Raw genomic sequence first — 23,541 nt, forward strand, 5'->3', positions numbered from 1 at the left:
AAAAAAGGCTTCGACCTCACGGTCAAAGCCCCAATTCATGTTTATATCCGTATCCTATGTAGCTTTCAAAGTCACTTTTTGCCTTAATGTGGAGCCAGTTTCACCAAATTTTGCAGTCTCACCGGGAAAGAAGTCGACAGGGAAAAACCATAATCGAACAACTTCCGTGTCTGCTCAAAACGCTCTTCCTTGCTCGGTGCACCCAGCACCACAGCAACTAGCCGTCTTCCATGCTGCTCAGCTGTGCCCGTGAAGCAGTATCCAGCATCGCTTGTGTACCCTGCTTTCAGTCCGTCTGTTCCCGCGTAAGAGTACGGTCCAGCCAAGGAAGGCAGCATCCAGTTCGTATTACTAATGTAGATGCCTTTATCCTTCAACTCCATCTGCGTACGACTGGACGTTCTCAAAATCTCCGGGTGTGACGTAATCAAATAGGAGGCCAACTTTGCCGTGTCGCTTGCTGTCATTTTCGTTTCACCCTGAATATCCTCAGGGTGATTCGGTCCCAGTTCACTCTGACCTGCCCCAGACGCATTGCTAAAGCGACTATCGGATGACAACCCGATTTGGGCAGCTTTCCCATTCATACGCTTCACAAAAGCTGATTCGTTCCCTGCCGAACGCTCCGCTAACGCGACAGCGGCATCATTCGCTGAATACACAACCATACTCTGGAACAATTCGGATACGGTCATCCTTTCACCATACCGGAGGGACAAATTCACACCGCCTACTGTACTGGCGTAACGGCTAATTCGCACTTCATCATTCCAGCCTAACCGTCCGGCCCGTATATCCTCCAGCACCAATAGCTCAGTCATGAGCTTGGACATATTTGCGGAAGGCATAGGCGTATCACCATTCACATCCATCAGCAATTCCCCAGTATGCATGTCCATCAGCACCGCAGCCTCTGCATCCACATTCGGCTTTCCGATCAACAGGCGGGGCCCAAGCGTAATAAAAATCAATATAATAAGTACCGGGACGACAATAGCCCAACGTAACCAATGTTTTTTCATCATCGTAATAACCTCCATACTTTATTAGACGATGAAAAATCCATTTTGTCTGCAATTTTTCGAAAAAAAGATACAATTTTTTTACCTTTTTTATTCCACGCCAAAATATCCGTCAATGCTCCTTTCAGAATGACGGATATTTTGCTTCCTAATTATTATATTTTAGGCAAAGTGACAGGCTACAAAATGCTGATCGCCCGCATCGCGGTATACCGGAGTCTCTGTTTTACAACGTGCTTCTGCCATAGGACAACGTGTATGAAACTTGCATCCTGAAGGCGGATTGGCCGGAGATGGGATGTCTCCTTTCAACACAATTCGTTGTCTCTTGATCGTGGGATCGGGAATCGGTACTGCCGATAGCAGCGCCTTCGTGTACGGATGAAGCGGATTACTGAACAGTTCCTCCTTGGAGGAAAGCTCTACCATTGAACCCAGATACATCACACCTATCCGGCTACACAGATGCTCGACTACACTTAGATCATGCGAGATGAACAGATAGGTCAATTGGCGTTCCTGCTGCAAATCACTTAACAAGTTAATGATCTGGGCCTGAATAGACACATCCAGAGCAGATACCGGCTCGTCAGCCACAATAAAATCAGGATTCAAAATCAAAGCCCGTGCAATCCCGATCCGCTGGCGCTGACCGCCAGAGAACTCATGCGGATACCGATCATAATGATACGAGGACAGCCCGCAAATGTTCAGCGTTTCATTGACCTTCTTCCGCAGCTCACTACGATCAATCAACCCGTGATCCAGCAATGCCTCTCCAATGGCTTCACCGACCTTAATTCTCGGATTCAGTGAGCTAAAAGGGTCCTGAAAGACGATTTGCAACTTCGGACGAAGCGCACGGATCTGCTCTTTGTTTAACGCGTGCAAGTCTTCGCCTTTATATCGTACCGATCCCTCTGTCTTATCCATCAATCTGAGAATCGTACGTCCAATCGTACTTTTGCCGCAACCCGATTCTCCTACCAGACCGAAGGATTCACCCTTATGAATGTTAAAGGATACGTCATCGACTGCTTTCACATGTCCGACAGTACGCTGAAAAATTCCGCCTGTGATCGGGAAATACTTTTTCAGCCCTTCCACTTGAATCAAAGGCTCGCTCATATCCGTTGCCCTCCTTCTTTCTCATATAGCCAGCAGGCAACCTTATGACCATTCTCCTTTTCATTCAAGGGAGGAGCCTGATCCTTGCAAATTTGCATACAATGGGCGCACCGATCATGAAAATGGCAATTTTCCCCCAGCTCAATCGGGTTTGGAACCTGTCCTGGGATGGAATAGAGTCGATCCATTTTCTGATTAATGACGGGCTTCGCCTTTAATAAGCCTTGAGTATATGGATGTTGCGGATTTTTAAACAGCTCAATGACAGGCGCCTCTTCAATGACGTTTCCAGCATACATAACAACCACATAATCAGCCATTTCTGCCACGACGCCCAAGTCGTGCGTGATGAGCATAATGGACGTTTTAAGCTTATCCTTCAAATCCCGCATTAAATCCAGAATCTGTGCCTGAATCGTAACATCCAGTGCCGTTGTTGGTTCATCCGCAATCAATAGCTTCGGATTACAGCTTAATGCGATGGCAATCATAATCCGCTGGCGCATACCGCCACTCAATTCATGAGGATAGGAATGAAATATTTCCTCTGAACGTGAAATCCCCACCAAATTAATCAGCTCAATTGCCCGAGCATGTGCTTCTTTTTTACTCATTAATGTGTGCATCAGCAATGGCTCCGTGATCTGTTCCCCAATCGTAAGCACGGGATTCAGAGAAGACATGGGCTCCTGAAAAATAATCGAGATGTCATTGCCGCGAATCTGCTGCATTTGACCTTTATTGAGTTTTAGGAGGTCCTTGCCCTCAAACCAGATTTGTCCGTCTGAGGTGTGGGGAGAATCAATCAACCGCATCATCGTCATCGCTGTTACACTCTTACCGCAGCCTGATTCTCCTACCACACAGAGCGTTTCACCCTCACGAATTTTAAAACTGACGTCATTGACCGCTTTGACAGTTCCGTTAGAGGTATGAAAGTGGGTTTTCAGGTTACGAAATTCAATCAAAGCATTCTCCATAAACGTTCGTCTCCTACTTCTTCATTTTAGGGTCCAGCGCGTCACGCAAACCGTCGCCAATCAGGTTAATCGCTACAACTGTAATGAGAATACACATTCCCGGTGGGACCCATATCCAGGGCCGTTTGCGGAAGTCAATCAGGTTATTCGCAGCTGATATCATGTTTCCCCACGAAGGTGTGGGCGGCACAACGCCAATCCCCAAGTAACTGAGCGCAGATTCTGTAATAATCGCACCCGCTACTCCAAGCGTAGCCGTAACAATAATGGTGGGAATCGTGTTCGGCAGCAAATGTCGGAATATTTTGCGGCGGTCTCTCAAACCTAGCGCTTCCGTCGCCTGCATGAACTCCTGTTCACGCAGCGTAAGAATCTGCCCCCTGACCAGACGGGACAAGCTCGTCCAGCTCAGAATCCCGATAATGAGCATCAGAAAATAAATGCGATTCGACGGATCGACCTTCAAATCCGACAGAACAGCACCTAAAATAATAAGCAGCGGTAATGTAGGGAGTGCCATGAAAATATCGGCAATCCGCATAATAACCGTATCCACGCCTTTACGATAAAATCCTGCCAACGCACCCAACGTCGCTCCGATCATGACCGAAATAAACGTGGCAACTAGCCCCACCGTCAAGGAAATACGGCCGGCCAGCATCGTACGCAGCAAAATATCTCTACCAAACTTATCCGTACCAAGCCAGTACTTAGCATTAGGCGATAAATTTTTGTCAGCTAGCTTGTAATCATCTAAATGATAAGGTGAAATCATCGGTCCAAAACTACAAATGGTAACCATCAGAATTAATATAACGAGACCAGCCAAAGCCAGACGGTTTTGGTTAAAACGGCGAACGGCGATTCTCCATGGAGACGCTTCAGGACGGATCGCCGCCTTTTGATTCGTTTCAATCGTGACTGTTTCTGCGGACAATAGTATCCCTCCTACTTCAAGCGAATTCTTGGATCTGCCATGCCATACAATACATCAGAGAGCAAATTACCGATAAGCGTAAGTACCGCTAGGAAAATCGTGAAGCCCAACATAAACGGATAATCCCGCATACTGATCGACTCCAGATAGACCTGACCCACACCCGGCCACACAAATACCTTCTCCAGAATCATCGCTCCACCAAATAAGGCCGGAAGCTCGAAGCCGAGTAGTGTGATGGCTGGAATCAGTGCATTGCGCAGTGCGTGCTTGAAAATAACCGTACGTTCCTTCAGGCCTTTGGCGCGTGCGGTACGAATGTAATCCTGACGAATGACCTCCAACATGCCTGTACGGAAATACCGGGTCAGACTTCCTGTGCTCAGCATCGTAAGTACGAGTGTCGGCAGGAACATATGCTTGAGAACATCCACCATATAAGCCCATGAGCCTGGCTCCATCCCTGCTGTGGTCATGCCCCCAACCGGGAGAATCCCCCACTCCAGGGCAAATATTTTGATGACCAATAGACCAATAAAAAATGAAGGCAGCGACATACATAAGAAAATGAATAATGTGACAAACTTATCGAATAACGAATATTGGAACTTGGCTGAAAATACCCCTGCAATAACCGCAATCAACCAGCTAAAAATAAGACTAAAAAAAGCGATAATAAATGAGTTCCATACATAATTGCCAATGACCTTCGTTACCGGCTGCTTATGCTGTAATGAATCCCCCATATTCCCCTTTAACATATTACCGGCCCATATAAAATAGCGTTGGTATTCCGGTTTATCCAGCCCGTAGATATGTCGTAGCTGCTGCGCCTTTTCGGCCGTCATATTCGGGTTCTGCTTGGCTGTAATATAATCACCCGGCACCATGGCTGAAATCGCAAATACGATAATGGATATGCCAATAAGTGTGGGGATGAGTTGCAGCAGTCTTCGAATAATGTACTGCTTCATATTCATTCCTCCAGACGAATAAAGTGATATGCCCAGCTCGTGAGAGCTGAGCATACGATTGGCAACCCTTATTGAGCGATCTGAGCGTTATGCAGAGTGAACTCAAAATCTTTGTATGGTGTAATTTCCAAGCCGGTTACACGTCCATTAACTGGCCACATATCTCTGCGTTGGTACATAAAAATAGTTGGCAGGTCTTTGTTTAGCTCCTGGTAGAGCTGTTTGTAAATCTGTTTGCGTTTCTCTTGATCCAGCTCATGCTTACCAGCAAGCGTTAGTTCATCGACCTTCTTATTGGAATAGCCGATATCATTTTGTGCACCATTCGTAATAAAAGTCGTTGTATCCGGGTCTGGAGTTAAGCCCCAAGCCGCGAAGAACATATCAAACTTGCCTGTGTCCTTTTTATCCATAATGGCGTTAAAATCTAAAGTTTCGGAAGTCAGCTTGATGCCTAGCTCCTTATAGTTATTGGACATGATCGGTAGCAAGGCCTCTACTACTGGATTATCAGCAGTCGCAGAGAAGTTAATGGTCAGCTTTTCGCCGTCCTTTTCACGGATTCCGTCAGTACCAACCTTCCAGCCTGCCTCATCCAGCAAAGCCTTCGCCTTAGCTGTATCAAATTCATATTTGTTGATACCTTCATCCGTATAAGACCAAGATTCTGTAGATTGTGGAATGTTAATAACATTCGCATATGGACCATATACACCCTGCACAATCTCCTTGCGGTTTAAGCCAATCGTTAGAGCCTGACGTACTTTAGGGTCCTGAAATTTCTTTTCCTTGTGATTAAACGCTATATATCCATAGCCATTTGTCGGCATAATATTCACGTCCAAGAAGCCTAGAGCCTTTAATTCCTCTACATTGTCTTCCGTAACTGTGATGTTGTCCATGTCCGTTTCGCCTGTTTGCAGCATAGACAGGTTCGTTTCTTCTGTTGTTGTTTTGAAAATAACCGATTTCACCTTAGGTGCGCCTTTAAAGTAGTTTGGATTCGCATCCAATACGACTTGTTGACCTGGGGAGAAGCTCTTCAGTACATACTGACCAGAGCCGATCGGCTTATTATTAAGCGCCTTGATGCTGTCCAGGCTACCTTTTTTAAATCCTTTTCCGTAATAAGCTTCTGGCATGAAGTATTGCTCACCCAGAAAATCCTTCGTATACGCTGTTGCTTCTGTAACGGTGACCTCTACTGTATTATCATCAATGACCTTGATCCCCGAGATATCATTTGCTTTGCCATCGTGATATTCTTTACCGCCTTTAATCTTAAAAGACAATACATCGGTTTCTCCATCATAATTCGGATCATGCAGCACCTTAAGAACAAAAGCATAATCCTTCACGGTTACTGGAGTACCGTCACTATACTTCACACCTGGTTTCAGATGGAATGTGTATTTTAGACCATCCGGCGATACATCAACCTTTTCAGCCAAACTATTTTCATATGTACCATCCGCCTTCACCTGTAAGAAGGAATCAAATACTGTTCTGACTACATATAAATCGTAAGTCGTTTGCCAGAATAGCGGGTTGAATACCCCTTTTGGTGATGTCATACCTACTACAATATTATCTTTCCGATTAGTCGCTCCCGGAGGGTTTTGTGACAGATCAGTTGCTTTAATAACGCCCTCCGTAACAGGTGCACTTGCTTCATTTCCCTCTGTTTTATTGCCCGCATTGCCTTGCTGTGGCTGTGCCTCATTAGCACCTCCGCTACATCCTGCAAACAGAACACCAACGATCGTAAGCATCATAAGCAAAGAAACCCATTTCTTCGTCTGCATCATCCTGTTAATCCCCCTTAGTCGGTTCTTTATTTAACAGCCTGTCTCATTCCTGCGGTGATTCGTTAAAGCTTGAGGTTTGAAAATGAAGTTTGCACATCCTCCTTACTGTCTTTAATAGCGTAAACACGTGTTTTAGACCTCTGGTCAATTTTGTGCGTTAACAACCATTACATTTTTATTAAGGTTTATCTTAAGTGTAAAATAATATCACGTCAATATCTTTTTTTATGTAATATAAAAATGCAAAATATCTATTTATGTAAACTTTATGAATTTTACTTGTGGAAAATGACAAAAAATAAGATTACATGTAATATAAAATAACATTCTGGAAGGCCGAAATGTTTACTCTGGCGAGTCGAGGAGCTTGCAATTTCACAAGCCATTAAAAGGTATACTATGGTTTATGGGTAAACATGGATTGTATTATTAGTAAGTTACAATAGATGGCACTTGTTGTCAATATAAAAGATCACAAAAAAAGACATTCCCGGGATCGGGAACGTCTCTTTTTTCCACCCACTACTATTCAGTAGTGTAAGGAAGCAATGCGATTTGACGGGAACGTTTAACAGCGATTGTCAACATACGTTGATATTTCGCGCTTGTTCCAGTCACACGACGAGGAAGAATTTTTCCACGTTCGCTGATGAATTTTTTAAGCAGGTCTGTATCTTTATAGTCAATGTGAGTAATTTTGTTCACAGTGAAGAAACATACTTTACGACGTTTGTTGCGACCACCACGACGAGCTGGTCTTTTGTTATCGTCTCCGCCTTCTCTTTGTCTGAAGCCCATTCTTTGTCAGTCCTTTCCCAATTAAAATGGTAAATCATCATCCGAAATATCGATCGGTTTTCCGTCATCGGAAAAAGGATCCTGATTGTTTCGCGAGTTATTATTCCCGCGTCCACTATTGCTGTTACCGCCTCCGAAAGGAGACTCCTCACGCGCAGCTCCACCGCTATTGCCGCCACCGTTACCGCCATCGCGGTTAGATTCCAAGAAACGCACATTATCAGCTACAATTTCAGTCACGTATACACGTTTTCCTTCATTGTTCTCATAATTACGCACCTGAACACGGCCTTCAACAGCCGTTAAACGACCTTTGCGAAGATAGTTAGCGCATGTTTCAGCAAGCTGACGCCAGGTTACGATCGGTAAGAAATCCGCTTCCCGTTCGCCGCCTTGACTCGTAAACGGACGGTCTACAGCCAGGGTGAACTGGGTTACTGCTACACCAGACGGTGTATAGCGCAGCTCTGGATCTTTGGTCAAACGACCGATCAGAATGACACGGTTCAACAATCCAATCCCCTCCTTTGAGCGTTGTTCATTACATAATCACGTACAATAATTAAGCTACGTCGTTCGTAATGAGATAACGAATTACTTCGTCAGAAATTTTCATGATACGCTCAAGCTCAGTAACAACAGCAGGTTCTGCTGTGAAGTTTACCAGAACGAAAGAACCATCACGGAATTTCTTGATCTCATACGCAAGACGGCGTTTAGTTACATCGTGACTCGTAATTTCGCCACCGCCGTTAGAGATGATACCTTGGAATTTATCGACTGTCGCTTGAACAGCTTCTTGTTCAATGTCAGGACGAATAATATACATCGCTTCATATTTGCGCATTCTTTACACCTCCTTATGGACATAAGGCCCTCAATCTCAGTTGAGAGCAAGGAACGAGCCTAAGCTCGCACTAAAACAGTTTACCAAATCGAGCAACTGAATGCAACCTACAAATTCAATACACAAGCCTAATACGGCTAAATACACTGTATATCATTAGCTTTATACAATTTTATAGAACATCAAAAATTTCGCATATATAAAGGAAATCATTTGATTCACTCACTATCTGTATACCCGATTTCGCATGTTTCTGTTCAAGACAGCGCACAATAACCGTTGCAGTTCAAATTCATTTATCTAAGGAGGCACCACCGTATGGGTGAAAAGACTGAGTTCGAACCAGGGGATAAGGTCCCAAACGACGGCGTATACATGGAGGTCGGAGAAAAGAGCTTCCATACTGAAATCCAAAACCCACAGCAAGTAACGCTGGAAAGAGGCGATTCTTTTCCCGAGACCGCCAACCATAATCGCAAATGGAAGAAAAAAACGAAAGCTCGTGTCCACTAATGTATATTTCCTCGGAATCCTGGCCATATTATGATTAGGCGATACAACAGAGAGGTGTGGTTCCGTTGGACGACGTAGCCGGACAAACTGTTAGGAGATCCATTCCGGGCATTAGAAGCGTTAGGTTTGTGTAAAAGGACACTGTCTTTTCAACACGGTATTGCTTGTCAGTACACCGAGTTTCATGATGTGATTGGACAGATCGTATCCTGTTAAAAATGTATCGCCTACGATGGAGGACCTTTGTGGTCCTCCTTTGTTGCATTATCGGACTTTTTGCATATCCTGGTAAAATGCAGATTAATTCAGCTCCTTCTGCTAGAATATATCCAAGTACAAAGACCTACTATCTACGGAGGTTTAAAGATGAGCTATTCTCGAATATTAAAGTGGATATCAGGTATATTCGAATTGGTGCTTGCCGTACCGATTGTGGGGGGAGCTATTGTCATGGGGACCGGCTACTCGGCTCTGGGATTTATGCTTGTCCTACACGCAGTAACACTTATCCTGTCGTTACGCAATCAGGAAGCGATCTACGGCTCCGTATGGGGAGTACTCACTTCTTTGCTGGCCTGGATACCCTTTGTAGGCTGGGCTCTCCATTTGATTGCAGCGATCCTTCTGATGATCTCTGGCTCAAAAAAAACAAAACGCTATCATTACCCGCCTAACCAGCTATAACAAAAAAAGTGCTCCTAACGGCAATGTTTCTCTGCTGTCAGGAGCATTTTTTTGCTATAACGCCTTATTCATTCCCCAATAGATTTGTAATCGTTTCTTCCATCTTACCCTCATGGTTTATCTTAGTGCTTTTCACTTTATCACACTCTGTTGACCTTTTATTCCACAAACAAAAAATCCCCTACGTCACAGACGTAAGAGATTGGTTTATTTAATGAAGTTAGTGGCGGAAAGAGTGGGAGTCGAACCCACGCACGCCTTGCGACGCCTAACTGATTTCGAGTCAGCCCCCTTAGACCTCTTGGGTACCTTTCCGCAGCAAGGATAATTATATCATCATTGCAACTGTGACGCAAGCTGATTCTGGTTCATCGCCATTCATCTTTCTTAGCTCAATTTGCTTCTGTGTTTTGCTCGTCGGCATTAGCCTTTGATCGCAGCACTTTCTTCATATTCTTTTCGAACTTGGCACGTGGAATCAGCACACTATGCTGGCAACCGACACATTTGATTCGAATATCCATCCCCATGCGGATAATTTCCATTTCATTCGTTCCACACGGATGAGGCTTCTTCATCTGTACAATGTCCCCTAGTTCAAATGACTTACGCTCCACCCTTCTCTCCCCCTTTTCTTCCTTGTTCATCTTCTTTTTCTAGGGTTATCGCTGTCTCCAAGGCGGCCTGACGATGTTCCTCATCCTCTAGGGCCTTCTTGATGTTATTCTGAATATCACGCTCTACCACGGCCCCTGTATTCGGCATACATTCTGCCACAACACGCACAATATACTCTGAGGTAGTCATGGACTGAACCCCTAACACATCCGGTATATTAAGTATCTGTACATTGGACTCTTCAATACCTTGGATTGCCTGTTTTACCAAACCAACTGCTTCCTCTAGGCTACGCTCGGCCTTCATTGGCACATCCACTACCGCTAACGCGTTGGACATGGAGAAGTTCGTTACCGTTGTAATTGAGCCGTTTGGTAAAATGTACACCTCACCTTTCCAGCTCACCAGTCTGGTTGTACGCAGCCCGATCATTTCTACTGTACCCTTGAAAGTACCTGTCTGAATGACATCTCCTACGGCAAATTGATCTTCAAAAATAATAAAGAATCCGGTAATTACATCCTTAACCAAACTCTGTGCCCCAAAACCAACAGCCAATCCAAGCACTCCAGCTCCAGCAATCAGAGGGCCGAGATTAATACCCATTTGCGATAGCACCAGCATAATCAAAATGAAATTAAATACAATATTGGTTACATTTTTCAGCAGTTCCCCAACAGTCGTTAAGCGCCTTGTATTCAATCGGAACCTGCCGTTATCTCCCTTTTGTTGCATCGACTTATCTATAATTTTATTAATAACTCGAATAAAGATACGTGTGATGATAAAAATAATCGCTATTTTCAAAATCACAAACAAAAGGGTCGACCACATCGTACTATCAGTGAGCCATTTCCATACAGCATCCTTCCATTGAATCGCATCTTTCACTACGTCATCCGTACCTACATTACCGGCCAACCAATGTATTAAGGTCATGCTGTACTCCTCCTTAAACAAGGGAACTACTCTTCCTGCTTCCCGAATTCTATTTCCTACTATATAAGCTTATCTACTGACTTCAAACATATGGCTATGAATAATCTACTTTCTTCGAGTATAAAAGCACAAGTTTATCCATATACTAGCTACTATCTTGAGCATAAATGTTACCCGCAGGCTAATTGTTATTCTCCAAGGTACAGCGAGCGTAACCCACACACTCCATTACAGAGCGAAAGGAAGATTCCATGACTCATCCATCTGACTTCATTCCGGGGCAAGAACCCCTAAGCTTAAAAATATCACACACAGACCCCGGGATCCAATCAGCCATCATCCATCGTCTGCTGTTTCATCTGCACCAGGCGCCGAGTCTGCAAAATATCGTCATTATTTGCATCGGCACCGACCGTTCCACTGGAGATTGCCTGGGTCCGCTCGTAGGTACGCATTTAGCACGCTACAAAAGCCCTCTGTTTAACCTATACGGTACATTAGAGGAGCCTGTACATGCCATGAACCTGCAAACGACGCTAAACAGTATACAAGACCGGTATGAACAGCCTTATATCATTGGTATAGATGCATGTCTTGGACAAACCTCCAGTGTTGGATGCATTCAGGTTTCAGAAGGCCCTCTCAAGCCGGGAGCAGGTGTAAATAAAGAATTACCGCCGGTCGGCGATATCCATTTGACTGGTATCGTTAACGTCGGCGGCTTCATGGAATACTTCGTGCTACAAAATACAAGACTAAATTTGGTAATGAAATTATCAGATATCATTGCTGGTAGCCTATACTCCGCGATTAAGGAGTGGCATTACCGTTCTGTCCTGCTTGCTGCGCAAGAGTAACGGCTTCTTTTTCTTCAGGTGATAAGGAATAGGTGGATTGTCCCGCTTCTAGAGGCTTGGCATACACATATGAACCATCTCGGTTATAAATGCCGGTTAATACCATACCATCCTGATTGTCGTCTACAATAGCCAGAGAGAAGCTTAAATCACTTCCTCTCTCACCAAAGGCATTATAGCGTTTAATGCCTATATGTCCCTTCAAGCCAGTCAGTTTGCTGCGTAGTGATTTCATACTTGCACGATGGGTTTCCTGCTCATCCTCAATCGAATCCATCTGTACCTTCAAATCAATCAGCAGCGTTTCCAAATTCTCGACACCGCTGCCTGCCATCATGGTTTCATACTTTCGCCGCATCTTCTTCAGCTTTGCACCCTGCACGATAATAACAATCAACAGGATGAGCAAAATAAGCACGATCCCTGCAACGATTCCGGCAAGCTGTTCCATGATTAGTCCATTCAATTCAGCCATATGCTTGCTTCTACTCCTCTACCTCAAAAATCATGTACCTGCATACTTATATTTTATACGTTTGAGAACAGCGAAACAAATAACACAAGGCTATTAGTTTATCCATCAAAACCATTCTAATTCCTGCAATTCCAGACAAAGCAAAGACATATCTCACTTTCCATTTTGCTCAAGGAGACATGTCCATATTTCAACAAACTACTGTAATAGCTCCAGTAATCTTTCCAAATCCTGCTGGCTGTAATAATTCAATTCAATTTTGCCTTTATCCTTATTGTGCTTGATCTTTACAGTTGTTTTAAAGCGTTCACGCAGGGACTCTTCCATATGGTCAATATAGGGGTCCTTTTTTCGTACCTTTGCTTTGGCTTTCGCCTCACCAGGTTTATGATCCAACTGCTGTACAGCTTCCTCCAGTTCGCGAACACTCCACTGCTGTTCAATACATTGCTGTGCTAACTGTTTTACCATGTCTGGATCTTTGAGCCCAACAATAGCTCTAGCGTGTCCCATAGACAATGTTCCACGTGAAACATGATCTTTAACTTCTTCAGGCAATGCGAGCAAACGAAGGAAATTGGCAATATGAGAACGTGATTTTCCCACTTTCATGGACAACTCTTCCTGAGTTAAAGAAAATTGATCCATCAATCCCTGATAAGCCACTGCCACTTCCATTGCATTCAAATTCTCACGCTGCAAATTCTCAATCAGGGCAATCTCCATCACTTGCTGATCCGTAAAATTGCGAACAACTACAGGTATAGTCGGATTCCCACAAAATTGAGACGCCCTAAACCGCCTTTCCCCGGCTATGATTTCATATCCTCGCAATACACTACGTGCAATAATAGGTTGGATAACACCGTGTTGACGAATGGATTCGGCTAATTCTTTAATGGACTCTTCATCAAACGTTTTTCGAGGCTGGTACGGGTTTGCACGCAACTGGCTGAGTGGAATGTCAACAACCTTATCTTCTTCATTGACCATAAGGGAGGGAATGAGTGCATCAAGTCCTTTTCCCAACCGTTTACTCATAAGATACCACTTCCTTTGCCAACTCAATATATACCTCTGCCCCACGGGAACGGGGATCATACGTAATAATGGACTGGCCATGTGATGGTGCTTCGCTGAGTCTCACATTGCGTGGAATAATCGTCTGATAAACCTTGCTTTGAAAATACTTTTTCACTTCTTCAATCACCTGAATACCCAAGTTCGTGCGGGCATCAAACATGGTTAACAACACACCTTCAATTTGCAGTGAGGTGTTCAGATGTTTTTGCACTAATCGCACGGTATTCAACAATTGACTTAATCCTTCTAATGCGTAATATTCACACTGGATTGGAATAATGACTGAATCGGAAGCCGTCAATGAATTAAGCGTCAAAATACCCAGCGATGGCGGGCAATCAATTAATATATAATCATAATTATGCTTAACGAGTTGAAGCGATCTTTTTAATCTCAATTCGCGAGAAATGGTCGGCACCAGTTCAATTTCCGCGCCTGCTAACTGAATGGTTGCCGGAATAATATCTAATCCCTCAACCTGTGTACTCATAATAGCTTCGCTAGGATCAACCTCGTTAATGAGTACATCATAAATGCAATTTGCCACGTCCGCCTTATTGATACCCACACCGCTGGTTGTATTACCTTGCGGGTCGATATCCACGAGCAATACCCTTTTGCCGAGGGAAGCAAGTCCGGCGCCCAAATTAACGGAAGTAGTTGTTTTGCCTACTCCGCCCTTTTGATTGGCTACGGCTATTATTTTTGACACTTCATTCACCTCATAATTTAATCGGAATCCTGCTACACTCCATAACTACAAAACGCTCTATGGAGACGTTACTTAGTCCTTAACTTACGGATAACGGCAATTTCAGAATAGAATTGAGTATGCTGCGGTTTTATTCGGCGTTAGACAGAAAAAGCGGCAATTGCTGCCGCCTGTACGCTTCATCCCTTACTTACGTTTGGGAATTTGAATGACAATCTCATAGTGATCCTCATGATCAGATTCCTTGGTCTTGATATCCAAGCCTGAGCCAGACACCATATCAATGGATTGACGAATCGTATTCAGCGCAAGCCGGACATCCTTGGTAAAGGAAATCCGCTTCGATTTCTTATTGGTGGATACTTGTTTATAAAAGGCAACTCGTGCCTCTGTCTGCTTCACATTGAGTTCCTTGGCAATGACTTCATCTAAAACCTTGTACTGTAGTTCTTCAGTCTCTAATGACAATAATGCACGAGCATGACGCTCGGACACCTTCCGTTCCATTAGAGCCTCTTTCACTCTCTCCGGCAGATGAAGCAGCCGTATCTTGTTAGCAATAGTGGATTGACTTTTGCCAAGTCGTTGAGCGAGGCTTTCCTGGGTGAGCTGATGTAGATCAATCAGCTTTTGGTAAGCTACAGCCTCTTCAATCGCAGTTAACCCTTCCCGTTGAAGATTTTCAATCAACGCGATGGATGCAGCTTGTGAATCATTAAACTCACGAACAATGGCTGGAATAGTTTCCATACCCAGCTTGGTGACAGCTCTCCAACGACGTTCCCCTGCTATAATCTCATATTGTCCATTACGGAAACGAACGACAATCGGTTGAATTACACCATGCGTCTTAATGGTCTGGCATAGCTCATCAATCTTCTCGTCGTCAAATATGGTACGGGGCTGATAAGGACTGCTGACAATATCCCGAACTGGAATTTGTTTTATTTCGTCCCCAGTAGATCGCTCCGTCAAACCAAATAGCTTGGAAAATTGTTCTTTCATTCCGTATAATACCACCTAATTTCATAATAGCACCATACTAACAGCGCTTCGTGAAAAACAGTTCCTTACGCGGATCGTAGACCCTTTTATATGAAACAGCGCCGTAAGCAGGTACACTCCACGTACACCCCTGACATTTGTTGTCCTACTGCCCTATATGTATATCTGAATTCATGGGTACGGGAGCAGTCAACTTACATTAAAACGATTATCTCTATTCTATCACTTTTCCAGCCATAATCCTATCGTCTCTATCAGCTTTTCGGAAGGATCAGATAATAAATTATGCATCCTCTTTGACAACTATCTATCCATCTTCTTCCCCCATGTAAACAAGAACGCATGTTAGCAAAGTGTCTTTTATGTAAAGAGTCTGTCAGCCATAAAAAAAGTGAATGTTTCACGTGAAACATTCACTTTTTTTCAAACAATTACACTAACGGCGTCTTCAAAGGAGTACCCGGCTTACGTGGATATTTCCGTGGTGTAGCCGCTCTTTTCTCAATAATAATCATATGTCTGGCTGCATCTTCAACAGGTAGCTGGAAAGCCTGAACATGTTTGATTTTTCCCTTTAGCTCTTTCAAACTGTAGGAAGCTTCCTTGATTTCCTCCGTAGGATCACTACCCTTCATCGCGGCAAAGTGTCCCCCTTCACGGACAAACGGCAAACAAAATTCATTCAATACGGCGAGACGAGCAACCGCTCTGGCTGTCACTAGATCATAACTATCGCGGTATCCTGGTTTACGCCCCAATTCCTCTGCCCTGCTATGAATCAGTTCAACATTTTCCAAACCCAACTGCTCTACTACATGGGCCAAGAATTGTATACGTTTGTTCAATGAATCTACAATAGTCAACTGAATCTGCGGAAAGCATATTTTCAAAGGAATGCCTGGAAAACCTGCACCTGATCCAATATCAGCCAAGCTTCCCACATCATTTAACGGAACATAAAAGGCCAGGGAAAGAGAATCATAAAAATGCTTGGTGTACACTGCATCGCGCTCAGTAATACCCGTCAGGTTCATTTTTTCATTCCACTCAACCAGCACACGGTAATATGTTTCAAACTGCTCTAACTGACTGTCATTAATCACAATACTATGCTCTGCCAGCCGCTGCTTAAATTGCTGTTGTATCGCGTCCATTATGATCCCCTTGCTGCCGTTACGCGGTTATAATGCTCCAGATAAACCAGCAAAATGGAAATATCCGCAGGAGTTACACCCGAAATACGGGATGCTTGGCCAATCGACATCGGACGGATCTTTTCAAGCTTCTGCTTGGCTTCAATGGCCAGTCCTTGAACTTCATTGTATACAATATCCTCTGGGAGCTTCTTCTTCTCCATCTTTTGCAGACGCTCCACATGCATCAATTGCTTTTCAATGTAGCCCGCATACTTAATCTGGATTTCCACCTGCTCCTGTTCTTCCTCAGTAAGAGCTATAGGTGAAGGTGAGATTTGTGCTACTTGCGCATAACTGATCTCTGGTCGACGTAGCACCGTTAACAAATTACTGCCATCCTGTATAGGTGCAGATCCGCCTTGCTCCAGCATCTCATTTATATCAACCGGACGAACCTTCGCCAAGCGCAGACGTTCAATCTCTTGCTCTACCTTTTGCTTTTTATCCAAAAAGCGCTCGTATCGTTCATCCGTAATTAGGCCAATATCATGCCCGATCGGAGTCAATCGCAGGTCCGCGTTATCATGACGCAATAACAGACGGTATTCTGCACGCGACGTCAGCAGACGATAAGGCTCATTCGTCCCCTTCGTCACCAAATCATCGATCAGAACCCCAATGTAGCCTTGCGAACGGTCCAATACGACGGGCTCTTTGCCCTGCACCTTACGAGCTGCATTAATCCCTGCCATAATTCCTTGGCCCGCAGCTTCTTCATAACCAGAGGTACCGTTAATCTGACCTGCTGTGAACAAGCCAGGAATTTTCTTCGTTTCCAAAGTAGGCCATAACTGCGTAGGTACCATCGCATCATATTCAATAGCATAGCCATTGCGCATCATCTCTACCTTTTCCATCCCCGGAATCGAACGCAGCACAGCTAATTGCACATCCTCTGGTAAGCTGGTCGACAAGCCTTGAACATAGTATTCAGATGTGTTTTTACCTTCAGGCTCCAAAAAGATTTGGTGCTTAGGCTTATCACTGAAACGTACCACTTTATCTTCAATAGATGGGCAATAACGTGGTCCCGTTCCTTCAATCAGACCAGAGAACATGGGTGCACGGTGCAAGTTATCATTAATAATCTGATGCGTTTCTACTGAAGTATATGTCAGCCAGCAAGGAAGCTGTTCATTATCCGAAGACTTCGTTTCATAGGAAAAGAACTTCGGTTGATCATCACCCGGTTGTATTTCCGTTTTGCTAAAATCAATCGTGTCCTTGTGTACACGTGGTGGCGTTCCTGTCTTAAATCGAACCAGATCAAAACCCAGTTCTCTCAAATGCTCAGACAATCTCAACGAAGGCTGTTGATTGTTCGGACCACTCTCATACATCAGCTCGCCCATAATGATTTTTCCGCGCAGATAAGTGCCTGTGGTCAGGACAACTGCTTTACTTCGATACTCTGTGCCCGTCTTCGTAATTACACCTACGCAATGGCCGTTTTCCATAATCAGCTCTTCCACCATACCTTGGCGTAAGGTCAGATTCGGTTCCTTTTCCATCGTTTCCTTCATCGCATGCTGATAAGAAAACTTGTCTGCTTGTGCACGCAATGCATGAACCGCCGGACCTTTACCAGTATTTAACATTCTCATTTGGATAAATGTCTTATCGATATTCCGACCCATTTCGCCGCCCAGTGCATCAATTTCTCGCACCACATGCCCTTTTGCAGGACCGCCAATAGACGGGTTGCAGGGCATGAACGCGACCATATCCAGGTTAATTGTAATCATCAACGTGCGACAGCCCATCCGTGCTGCTGCCAAGGCTGATTCTACGCCCGCATGGCCCGCGCCTACGACAATTACGTCATAGTCGCCTCCTTGGTAACCCATACCTTTCTTACCTCCTTATACATTCCGGTCTTCACACCGAATATGCTCTTGTATATCTATAACGATAGCAGGCTTATTCCAGCCATACTTGAATGTTCTATTTGCCCAGACAAAATTGTGAAAATATTTGATCTATCAACGCATCATGCGCAGTATCGCCTACAATCTCGCCCAAATGCTCCCATGCCAGCCTTACATCAATCTGGATCATGTCGATCGGTACAAATTGATCAGCTGCTTCATAGGCATCTACCAGCGATTGGCGCGCCTTCTTCAACAAAGCAATATGCCGTACGTTGCTGACATATGTCATATCCGCTGATTCCAGCTTGCCACTAAAGAATAACTTGGATATCGCCTGCTCCAGTCGGTCCGCTCCCTCATTTTCCTTCACAGACATCGGTACGATAAGCTCTTCGGGAACATAACGCAGCAACAAATCCCGGTCTACTTGGGCCGGTAAGTCCATTTTATTCATAATGACAATCGCTTGTCTACCGCGGATTTGTTCCATTAATGCCATTTCATCCTCATGCAGTGGTTCGTTGGCGTTAATAACGATGAGCAGCAGATCCGCTTCACTAACCGCCGTTCTCGAACGTTCTACTCCGATCCGTTCCACTACATCCATCGTTTCACGAATCCCAGCTGTGTCCAGCAGCTTGAGCGGAATACTATTAATCGTCACATATTCCTCAATAACGTCACGAGTTGTGCCCGGAATATCGGTCACAATGGCCCGCTCGCCCTGAGCCAATGTGTTCAGCAGTGACGATTTGCCCACATTTGGCCTTCCAACAATCGCTGTAGTCAGCCCTTCGCGCAAAATCTTTCCCTGCTCCGCCGTATGCAGCAGCCGATCAATTTCCGTCATAACCTGACTGCTTTTATCCTTGATTAAGTCAGATGTAAAAGATTCAACATCATGCTCAGGATAATCAATGTTCACTTCAATATGAGCAAGTGTCTCCACCAAGACATGACGCAGACGACGAATATTCTGGGACAGTTGTCCATCTACCTGCTTCAAAGCCACCGAAAAAGCTTTATCTGATTTGGAGCGGATTAAGTCAATGACACCCTCCGCCTGACTCAGATCAATACGACCATTCAGAAAAGCACGTTTCGTAAATTCACCTGGCTCAGCCAGACGTATATTTTGCAGCAATAGTAAATCCATCACCCGTTTGACGGCTACGACCCCGCCATGAGTGCTGATTTCTACGACATCTTCTGTCGTAAAAGAGCGTGGCGCCCGCATCACTGTAACTAAAACTTCCTCCACCTTTTCCTGGCTTTGAGGATCTATAATATGTCCATAATGTACTGTGTGAGTTGGAGCCTTGCTTAGAGGTGTTTTACTACGGAACAAAGCCTCCACTTCTGTGACCGCTTCTGGACCGCTGACTCGTACAACCGCAATGCCGCCCTCGCCGACAGCCGTTGCAATGGCAGCTATAGTATCACTCAGCATAAAGTTTCTACCTCCTATCAAGTAGAAACGACATTGCCGTCCTTCATCAAGGACGGCAGCCGTTTCAGCGAGAAATATAAGAAAAAAAGCAATGGCTTCTGCACTTGCAGAGAGCCATTGCGTCGGATTATTTTTTAGCAATGATGACGCGCCGATTGGGCTCGTCCCCCTTGCTGTATGTTCTAACCAGCGCATGCTGTTGGAGCTTGGCATGAATCAGCTTCCGCTCCTGTGACGGCATTGGCTCCAGTACCACTTCCTTGCCATAACGAATAGCCTGGTTCGCCAACCGATCTGCCAAATCCTCCAGCGTTTTTTGCCGACGTGCACGAAATTGCTCGGCATCCAGCACAATTCGGATGAACTTGTCAGAATGACGGTTGGCAACGATATTCGTCAGGTACTGCAATGCATCCAACGTCTGTCCTCTGCGGCCGATCAACATACCGAGCGACGGACCGGAGATATCCAGTGTACTTTCATCCTTGCGGTGGCGGACATCGACTTTAACGTCCAGTCCCATTCCTGCTGCTGTTTCACGGATAAAACGCACCGCCTCTTCATAAGCATCTATATGTCCCGAGGGTGCTTCCGTGTTCATCTGTGCTTCCTGTGCAACAGGCCTAGTTTCTTTTGATAAAGCCTGTCCCACGCTAGAAGGTGCTTGAGCCGATATATGAAGTTCAGCCGCGTGTGTGGTTTCAGGAGACGGCTCAGAGAGCAGCGTAAGCTCCACCTTCGCCTTCTTGACCCCGAGCCACCCCAGGAATCCTTTTGACGGCTGTTCCAACACGCTTACGGTTACCCGTTCACGGCTTACTCCCAGCTGGGAGAGTCCTTGTCTTACAGCATCTTCAACGGTTTTTCCTGATGTCACGACTTTGGTCATCTCGACTTTTTAGCCCCCTTCGTGTTTTTACCACCTTTTTTCTTACTATTGGAGGAACCAGTTTTCGCGAGACTGGCTGTTTTCACATTCGCCAGCGCTGCTTCTTTATCCTTATTCCGATAAAGGAAATAGTTTTGAATGATCGTGTAAATATTACTGTAGAACCAGTACAACGGCAAAGCGGATGGGAAGTTGTACGACATGAACAGAATCAGCACCGGATAGACGTACAGCAAAAATTGCATCGGTCCCTGCTGCGGCGTCGGATTCATTTTCATCATCATCCAAGTTTGGACAAATGTCGTAATCGCTGCCAAAATCGGCAGGATAAACAAGTGATCCGGTTTACCTAACTGGAGCCACAAGAAGTCATGATCCCGCAATGCCGAATTATAATAAATGGCATTATAAAGCGCGATGAAAATTGGCATCTGTACTACCAAAGGAAGACAGCCAGCCATCGGGTTGACTTTATTTTCCTGGAACAACTTCATCGTCTCTTGCTGGACTTTTTCAGGCGTATCCTTGTACTTCGCTTGGATTTCTTTTAATTGCGGCTGAATGGCCTGCATAGCTTTGGAACTACGTACTTGCTTGAGTGTAAGCGGCAAAATAATGGTTCGCACGATAATCACCAGAACCAGTACGGCCAGGCCATACTCTCCAGAGAACCATTGGGCAAATGTATCTAGCGCATACGAAAACCAGTAAACGACATATCTTTGCCAAACTGATCCATTGGCCAAGTCTGCCGTCGTGTAAGAATTGTGGGCCGTCTGGGCACATCCGGACAGCACAGCAACAAGTGCCAATAAGGCAATCAGGAGGAACCATTTTCCCCGTTGAGTCTTCAAACGCGACACTTCATAACCCCTTTCTTAACCAATCCATTCCAACGTAAATCATACCATATCCTGTAGGACAAAGATACTGACTATCGGCGTGAAGACTTGAGCAGCGAGGCTTTGCGTAGAACGTGCAGCACGCTTTTCTCCAGCTCTTGATACGACATTGTAACCGCACCTTTACGAACGATAAAAATCAGGTCAATCTGCTCCACCAATTCATGTTCATGATGGCGCACAATTTCCTTAACGATTCTACGCATCCGGTTGCGAACTACTGCATTGCCGATCTTCTTGCTGGCCGAAATTCCGACGCGGAACTGCTCTACCTCTCTGCGGCGGAACCAGTACACCACAAACTGATGGTTGGCAAAAGATTTGCCATGGCGGTATACGCGCCCAAAGTCCGCCCGGTTTCGTAGACGCAATTTTTTTTGCACGGCGCTTCTCCTTGCTCATCTCTTTTACACATGTCGGTAAGCTTACCTTCACCTTTTATATAGTAAGAAGTATGGACAACATTCCAACATGGTAATCTCGCTTATTTTATATCCGTTTTCAAAAGCTTCATCTAATATAGGACAGGATGCTGGACTTCTTCCTCTTCTTTCACTACATTTCCACAACAATAGAAGAAGGGATCCGATCCCTGAATACCTCAATTATGAAAAAAAAGACCACCGTAGTGGTCTTTATGCACGCATTACGCACTCAATACTTTTCTACCTTTTTGGCGACGAGCTGCCAAAACTTTACGGCCATTCTTCGTGCTCATTCTTTTACGGAAGCCGTGAACTTTTTTACGTTTGCTGACATTCGGTCTGAAAGTCGGTCTCATTGTGCTGCACCTCCTTACAAGGAATACGTTTTATATGGAATATACCTAACGTAGCAATCTCCACAAAAAACACCTTTGTACATTTAACCACAAATAGCGGCAAAAGTCAATGTACTTGTGAATCCTCTCCCTCTTTTTCGAATCAGGAAGCCTCCTCCCCTTCCCCCGCTCACTCACTTCGCTCTTTTATTCCCTTATTTCATAAAATTTCTTTCGCCTCTCCTCCATCATCAGCATTCTATTTGTAGTTTTCACTCCTCCAAAAACTGCTCTTTTTACATTCCTTCATTCTGTGACTTGAATCCATCCTATTTTCAGATCGACGTTATCGGATTCGTTCAAAAATAATGTCGGAAACGTTACCGGAAATTTTCAACAGAAAAATAAGCCTCTGTGACCAAAAGGCAACGGCTGTTATACACAGATCCACAAAAAGAACTGAATTGTGATTTAAATGGTCATAACCTGTGCATAACATTTTAGAGTAAAAAAGAGTTATTGTCGAAAACTGAACAAATTATAAACAATATCTTGTGTTGTGAATAAAAATTGTACACAACAGATTGAATTTGTGGATAAATAACCACCAGTCATTGAAATACAAGGCTTCTTTTGCTATGATGATATTACTTTTGAATGTGAATATGTTGTTTTACCCTCCATATTATCAACACCCTGTGGATAAAGTTGTGAACAAGTTCAATTTATCCATCTTTTTATTTTTGTGCGGATTTGGGATTCTGGGGATATATTCTACATTTTTCATTTGATTTCGACATATTGCAGTCCCGTTTTGGCCTGCGGGATCAAGAGAACGGATCGTGCCGCACATTCCCTCCTGAGAAATATCGCCTCTCTTCTGCTGATCAGCAGCGGAATTTCCATTAGCTATTTTTCAGGGTCATTTTGTGCTGCGTTCTCTCACCACACTGCCGCATGATTTAGGCGGCGGTATGTCTTTTTATGGCCTTCAACAACATTTTTGGGATTTTAGGCGTTTTGCCGAAGCGCCGAGAGCAGCTCTCTGCAGCTTAATTCGGTAAAATGTCAGGATTTAAAAGGAGTGACGTCT

25 protein-coding genes and 1 tRNA gene are annotated in these 23,541 nt (G+C 44.6%); 3 read left to right on the forward strand and 23 right to left on the reverse strand.

All coding sequences use genetic code 11. The features are described from left to right. Positions 1-83: 83 nt before the first annotated feature. The 9 genes from ACWGXJ_RS25135 to rpsF all read right to left on the reverse strand — a co-directional run bounded on the left by ACWGXJ_RS25135 (position 84) and on the right by rpsF (position 8,494). Positions 84-1,025: a D-alanyl-D-alanine carboxypeptidase family protein gene (locus ACWGXJ_RS25135; protein ID WP_061830438.1), complete on the reverse strand. Its 942-nt coding sequence runs from the start codon at positions 1,023-1,025 to the stop codon at positions 84-86. Positions 1,026-1,184: 159 nt separating this feature from the next. Continuing rightward, on the reverse strand, positions 1,185-2,150 hold the full coding sequence (locus ACWGXJ_RS25140) for an ABC transporter ATP-binding protein (protein ID WP_039272116.1): 966 nt from the start codon (positions 2,148-2,150) through the stop codon (positions 1,185-1,187). Beyond that, positions 2,147-3,130 carry an ABC transporter ATP-binding protein gene (locus ACWGXJ_RS25145; protein WP_149034876.1) on the reverse strand — a complete coding sequence of 328 codons (984 nt, stop codon included), beginning with the start codon at positions 3,128-3,130 and terminating at the stop codon, positions 2,147-2,149. The genes ACWGXJ_RS25140 and ACWGXJ_RS25145 overlap by 4 nt, the downstream gene beginning before the upstream one ends. Positions 3,131-3,143: 13 nt before the next feature. Further along, on the reverse strand, positions 3,144-4,067 hold the full coding sequence (gene opp4C, locus ACWGXJ_RS25150; RefSeq protein ID WP_039272121.1) for an oligopeptide ABC transporter permease: 924 nt from the start codon (positions 4,065-4,067) through the stop codon (positions 3,144-3,146). An 11-nt stretch (positions 4,068-4,078) separates the two neighbouring features. Further along, positions 4,079-5,041 carry an ABC transporter permease gene (locus ACWGXJ_RS25155; protein WP_061830440.1) on the reverse strand — a complete coding sequence of 321 codons (963 nt, stop codon included), beginning with the start codon at positions 5,039-5,041 and terminating at the stop codon, positions 4,079-4,081. A 68-nt stretch (positions 5,042-5,109) separates the two neighbouring features. Continuing rightward, positions 5,110-6,849: an ABC transporter substrate-binding protein gene (locus tag ACWGXJ_RS25160; RefSeq protein WP_250259980.1), complete on the reverse strand. Its 1,740-nt coding sequence runs from the start codon at positions 6,847-6,849 to the stop codon at positions 5,110-5,112. 525 nt (positions 6,850-7,374) lie between these two features. Beyond that, entirely contained in the window at positions 7,375-7,647 is a 273-nt protein-coding gene (gene rpsR / locus ACWGXJ_RS25165) for a 30S ribosomal protein S18 (protein WP_013312800.1), read from the reverse strand. A gap of 21 nt (positions 7,648-7,668) precedes the next feature. Then, a complete protein-coding gene (gene ssb / locus ACWGXJ_RS25170; RefSeq protein ID WP_013312801.1) occupies positions 7,669-8,160 on the reverse strand; it encodes a single-stranded DNA-binding protein in 492 nt (163 codons plus the stop codon). Positions 8,161-8,209: 49 nt separating this feature from the next. Beyond that, positions 8,210-8,494 (reverse strand): 30S ribosomal protein S6, encoded by a 285-nt coding sequence (gene rpsF, locus ACWGXJ_RS25175; protein WP_013312802.1) that lies wholly within the window; start codon positions 8,492-8,494, stop codon positions 8,210-8,212. Between the two features lie 318 nt (positions 8,495-8,812). Between rpsF and ACWGXJ_RS25180 the strand changes: the two genes are divergently transcribed. Both ACWGXJ_RS25180 and ACWGXJ_RS25185 read left to right on the forward strand, forming a co-directional pair. Beyond that, a complete protein-coding gene (locus ACWGXJ_RS25180; RefSeq protein ID WP_013312803.1) occupies positions 8,813-9,007 on the forward strand; it encodes a YjzC family protein in 195 nt (64 codons plus the stop codon). A 366-nt stretch (positions 9,008-9,373) separates the two neighbouring features. Next, entirely contained in the window at positions 9,374-9,691 is a 318-nt protein-coding gene (locus ACWGXJ_RS25185; RefSeq protein ID WP_013312804.1) for a hypothetical protein, read from the forward strand. A 224-nt stretch (positions 9,692-9,915) separates the two neighbouring features. On the opposite strand, the gene ACWGXJ_RS25190 is transcribed toward ACWGXJ_RS25185, so the two are convergent. The 3 genes from ACWGXJ_RS25190 to ACWGXJ_RS25200 all read right to left on the reverse strand — a co-directional run bounded on the left by ACWGXJ_RS25190 (position 9,916) and on the right by ACWGXJ_RS25200 (position 11,248). Continuing rightward, positions 9,916-10,006: transfer RNA gene (locus ACWGXJ_RS25190), tRNA-Ser, on the reverse strand. A gap of 77 nt (positions 10,007-10,083) precedes the next feature. Next, complete coding sequence (locus ACWGXJ_RS25195) at positions 10,084-10,308, reverse strand: DUF951 domain-containing protein (RefSeq protein ID WP_025723137.1); 225 nt, start codon at positions 10,306-10,308, stop codon at positions 10,084-10,086. After that, positions 10,298-11,248 (reverse strand): mechanosensitive ion channel family protein, encoded by a 951-nt coding sequence (locus tag ACWGXJ_RS25200; RefSeq protein ID WP_235306825.1) that lies wholly within the window; start codon positions 11,246-11,248, stop codon positions 10,298-10,300. The genes ACWGXJ_RS25195 and ACWGXJ_RS25200 overlap by 11 nt, the downstream gene beginning before the upstream one ends. A gap of 251 nt (positions 11,249-11,499) precedes the next feature. Between ACWGXJ_RS25200 and yyaC the strand changes: the two genes are divergently transcribed. Next, entirely contained in the window at positions 11,500-12,105 is a 606-nt protein-coding gene (yyaC, locus tag ACWGXJ_RS25205) for a spore protease YyaC (protein ID WP_254327999.1), read from the forward strand. Here the strand turns inward: yyaC and ACWGXJ_RS25210 are convergent. The 11 genes from ACWGXJ_RS25210 to rpmH form a co-directional block, all read right to left on the reverse strand. Then, a complete protein-coding gene (locus ACWGXJ_RS25210) occupies positions 12,059-12,580 on the reverse strand; it encodes a DUF4446 family protein (protein WP_061830444.1) in 522 nt (173 codons plus the stop codon). The genes yyaC and ACWGXJ_RS25210 overlap by 47 nt on opposite strands. Positions 12,581-12,778: 198 nt before the next feature. Then, positions 12,779-13,621, reverse strand: a complete 843-nt coding sequence (locus tag ACWGXJ_RS25215) for a ParB/RepB/Spo0J family partition protein (RefSeq protein ID WP_039272130.1) — start codon at positions 13,619-13,621, stop codon at positions 12,779-12,781. After that, positions 13,614-14,375: a ParA family protein gene (locus tag ACWGXJ_RS25220; protein WP_013312810.1), complete on the reverse strand. Its 762-nt coding sequence runs from the start codon at positions 14,373-14,375 to the stop codon at positions 13,614-13,616. Before ACWGXJ_RS25220 ends, ACWGXJ_RS25215 begins: the two co-directional genes overlap by 8 nt. A gap of 186 nt (positions 14,376-14,561) precedes the next feature. Next, positions 14,562-15,380: a nucleoid occlusion protein gene (noc, locus tag ACWGXJ_RS25225; protein ID WP_013312811.1), complete on the reverse strand. Its 819-nt coding sequence runs from the start codon at positions 15,378-15,380 to the stop codon at positions 14,562-14,564. A gap of 431 nt (positions 15,381-15,811) precedes the next feature. Then, positions 15,812-16,534, reverse strand: coding sequence for a 16S rRNA (guanine(527)-N(7))-methyltransferase RsmG (gene rsmG / locus ACWGXJ_RS25230; protein WP_322159131.1), 723 nt, complete (start codon positions 16,532-16,534; stop codon positions 15,812-15,814). After that, a complete protein-coding gene (gene mnmG / locus ACWGXJ_RS25235; RefSeq protein ID WP_452567842.1) occupies positions 16,534-18,423 on the reverse strand; it encodes a tRNA uridine-5-carboxymethylaminomethyl(34) synthesis enzyme MnmG in 1,890 nt (629 codons plus the stop codon). Before mnmG ends, rsmG begins: the two co-directional genes overlap by 1 nt. 97 nt (positions 18,424-18,520) lie before the next feature. Further along, on the reverse strand, positions 18,521-19,897 hold the full coding sequence (gene mnmE, locus ACWGXJ_RS25240) for a tRNA uridine-5-carboxymethylaminomethyl(34) synthesis GTPase MnmE (protein ID WP_039272137.1): 1,377 nt from the start codon (positions 19,895-19,897) through the stop codon (positions 18,521-18,523). Between the two features lie 127 nt (positions 19,898-20,024). After that, entirely contained in the window at positions 20,025-20,786 is a 762-nt protein-coding gene (gene jag, locus ACWGXJ_RS25245; RefSeq protein WP_452567843.1) for an RNA-binding cell elongation regulator Jag/EloR, read from the reverse strand. Then, positions 20,783-21,649 carry a YidC/Oxa1 family membrane protein insertase gene (locus tag ACWGXJ_RS25250; protein WP_029518972.1) on the reverse strand — a complete coding sequence of 289 codons (867 nt, stop codon included), beginning with the start codon at positions 21,647-21,649 and terminating at the stop codon, positions 20,783-20,785. Before ACWGXJ_RS25250 ends, jag begins: the two co-directional genes overlap by 4 nt. A gap of 71 nt (positions 21,650-21,720) precedes the next feature. Then, positions 21,721-22,071, reverse strand: a complete 351-nt coding sequence (gene rnpA, locus ACWGXJ_RS25255; RefSeq protein ID WP_013312817.1) for a ribonuclease P protein component — start codon at positions 22,069-22,071, stop codon at positions 21,721-21,723. Between the two features lie 263 nt (positions 22,072-22,334). Continuing rightward, positions 22,335-22,469: a 50S ribosomal protein L34 gene (rpmH, locus tag ACWGXJ_RS25260; protein ID WP_007433250.1), complete on the reverse strand. Its 135-nt coding sequence runs from the start codon at positions 22,467-22,469 to the stop codon at positions 22,335-22,337. Positions 22,470-23,541 lie beyond the last annotated feature (1,072 nt).

The organism is Paenibacillus sp. S33 (assembly GCF_053615415.1).